This window comes from Xanthovirga aplysinae (genome assembly GCF_009711365.1).
Taxonomy (GTDB): Bacteria; Bacteroidota; Bacteroidia; order Cytophagales; family Cyclobacteriaceae; genus Xanthovirga; species Xanthovirga aplysinae.
This window is the reverse complement of sequence record NZ_SMMB01000596.1, coordinates 1-2,600: the sequence shown is the minus strand read 5'-3', so window position 1 is coordinate 2,600 and position 2,600 is coordinate 1. Positions and strand designations below refer to the sequence as shown.

Genomic DNA, 2,600 nt, shown 5'->3' with positions numbered 1-2,600 from the left:
TTTTTAAAATGCCTCTTTTTATTCTAATACCATAGTGGCTAAAAATTTGATTTTCCTTCTATTTCTTGAATAGTATTAAAGTGAGCTTCCGCACTTTTGTTAATAAAACCGCCATCCATCATTTGTTCAAATTGTCGATAATTTCCATTTAGCTCCATTTTGGAAATAATTGCAGGCATTTTTGTCTTTCTTAATAGAGATGCCTTAGATGTTTTTATTCCTTTGTTTACAAGTTGTAAGCGACTAGCTAATTTTGACTGAAACTCCTCTGCTAATAATTGCCCTTTTTTGCTTCCAGGAAAATAAAAGGTTTCCAGTCCTATTTTTGAGTTTCTGTTTCCTAAGGTTGTCTGACCGGATTGAAAAGAAACTAAAAATTTAGGTTTCCCTTTTGATAATTCATTTGCCCGACGAATGCGCGAATAAATCGATCCATTTAAAGATGGAGGGGAGGATTCATAATAGCTAATGCCTGTTCCTTGAAGTTTTTTCTTAAGGGCCTGAATGATTTTTCCATTCAATTCATGTTTCATGTACTGATCAATTTCCCATGCAGAAGATCCGAAATGATTAGAATAGATTTCATCTTTTCCCGAATCTAAAATCCAAAGGTATTTGCTTCCTGTTTTTTTTTGAAGAGAGGCAATTGGATGAGAGGTAGATGGAGTTTGAAGTTCTTCAGGATTATTATCCTTGTTGATGTATTCAATTGAAACTTCTTCCCCGTTTGATAAGGCATTTGCAACTATGGGATAAATCTTTTTGTAAGAAGATGAGCTGCCTAAAATAGCTCTTTTACCTTTTAACGTCCCAGTTTTATCCCCCACCAGCAAACATCCCGCGGTATCATCTTCTGTGTTGCCAATATGGATTAATACGTACTGAAAATTAGGAACATCTCTTACCCATAGCATTCCCTTATGCATGTCAGGAAACCTATGGCTGTATTTCATATTGAATCCACCTTCATTACGAAAGGTTATTCGATAGGAGCCTTCAGGAATTCGGGTGTCTCCTTTAACTTTTACTTTTCGATACTCATCTTCTAAGGTATAAGAAGCAAATCGATCATTTATATAAAGCTTTCCCAAGGTGTCTTGAGGACCACTATCATAGCGGACTACTTTTAATCTCATAGCAAAATCAGTTTAGTGGGACAGTGCTTGAAATATTAGTTTAGGAAAAAAGATTGGAAAATCAATAAAAAAAATTAATAATTGAAGAGAAAAAGCTCAATTCTGGTTTCAATGGGGTGTAATTACAACAAAAAAACAATCTGAACTTTTCCTTTTGGTAGTCAATGAAATTCTCTTCTAAATTGATTAGCAAGTCTTGAGTTTCACCAGGGAAAGAAGGATCATAAACTTTTAGTCTTACCTCCTCTCCTTTTATGGAATTATTTTCAAATACAATTAATTGAGCCTGTTCAAAAGGAGAGGATTTTTCTTGGAGCAAAACAATAGGCCAAAGTCCGAATGATTGAATTTTAGTTTGAAGGTATCTCCATTGTATTCTCAAAGCTTTTTGTGCTCTGTTATCTGGAGAATCTATTTCCTCAGGTAAATCAACGTTAAATTCTGCCTTTTGGTCATAGGATTTAACTAGGGGAGATATCTGTTTTTTCAATAAATTTTTATAGAGGTCGAGGTTAAAGGGGGTATTTAATACACTCAACCAGTAAAGTGTAGTGATGGCATTGTCTCGAATATTATCCATCAACCGGGCTTTTAAAGTTTCCATTAGCACTTCTCCTTTTTTACTTTGGAGGTTAGGTTGTGCTTTTTTGCATAAAAAACTTATGTTTTTCTCGAACAAGAAATAATCTACCATCAAATAAACAAAAGCATGGTTAAGCATAGAGGGGGCAGGTAGCCGTTTCCTACCTAAATTGAAAAGAGTTATATCCATGCCATATAATTCCATGGCATCATTATAATCTTTATACAGTTCTTTTAAAGTAGGGCTTTGTGCCTGATGGTAATAGTCCCTTATTTGAATCTTTAGGGAAGTGGGTAATTCCCACTGATTTTTATATTTTACACCATGTCGTTCAGGAAAAAATTGATGCATGTTCTTTTCGATCAAAAAATTAATATACTTTTCTGAAAATTATGCCTAAAAAGGAAAATCCATTTTTAACTTAATTGCTTTTGTTGAAAATCATTTTCCCAAATTTTAGGAAACAGGTATTTTAAAGTTTCCTTTACAAAAATTATTGACTCCTAGACAAAAATAAGTTATTTGTCGACCCAACCTCATTTTAAATTCTTCATAATTCACTGATAATTCTAAATTCTTTCTAATTCTGGTCCCTTTTTATATCCCTCAATTTTTGATTGGCATCATCCATCTTTTTTAAAGCCTCTTTATCTTGTTGATCTAACTGAGGGGTTAGTTCAAGGCCACAGGATGAACAATATATTTTTCCACTTAAAATAAGTTCAATATTGGTTTGGATAAAACTTCCACACTCCGGACAGTTAAAGCCGGGCTTCTGCTGTTGTGTATTCGACATGGTTTAATAGATTTTAATGCTAGGCTTCAGTTAGATGGGGGTTAAATCAAATTGTTGTTTACTAATTTTAAAAAGTGTTTTGAAC

At 33.6% G+C, this 2,600-nt stretch carries 3 protein-coding genes; all 3 read right to left on the bottom strand.

The window, feature by feature from the left end; all coding sequences use genetic code 11:
• Positions 1-38: 38 nt before the first annotated feature.
• The 3 genes from E1171_RS03080 to E1171_RS03070 all read right to left on the bottom strand — a co-directional run bounded on the left by E1171_RS03080 (position 39) and on the right by E1171_RS03070 (position 2,515).
• Entirely contained in the window at positions 39-1,136 is a 1,098-nt protein-coding gene (locus E1171_RS03080) for a DUF5675 family protein (protein ID WP_155203968.1), read from the bottom strand.
• A gap of 61 nt (positions 1,137-1,197) precedes the next feature.
• The gene (locus tag E1171_RS03075) at positions 1,198-2,070 is read right to left on the bottom strand and encodes a hypothetical protein (RefSeq protein ID WP_155203966.1); all 873 of its coding nucleotides are present in this window, start codon (positions 2,068-2,070) and stop codon (positions 1,198-1,200) included.
• 229 nt (positions 2,071-2,299) lie between these two features.
• Positions 2,300-2,515 (bottom strand): hypothetical protein, encoded by a 216-nt coding sequence (locus tag E1171_RS03070; RefSeq protein WP_155203964.1) that lies wholly within the window; start codon positions 2,513-2,515, stop codon positions 2,300-2,302.
• Positions 2,516-2,600 lie beyond the last annotated feature (85 nt).

Coding starts and splice junctions, on each gene's coding strand:
- E1171_RS03080 (WP_155203968.1), bottom strand. CDS start 1,136: ATGAGATTAAAAGTAGTCCGCTATGATAGTGGTCCTCAAGACACCTTG.
- E1171_RS03075 (WP_155203966.1), bottom strand. CDS start 2,070: ATGCATCAATTTTTTCCTGAACGACATGGTGTAAAATATAAAAATCAG.
- E1171_RS03070 (WP_155203964.1), bottom strand. CDS start 2,515: ATGTCGAATACACAACAGCAGAAGCCCGGCTTTAACTGTCCGGAGTGT.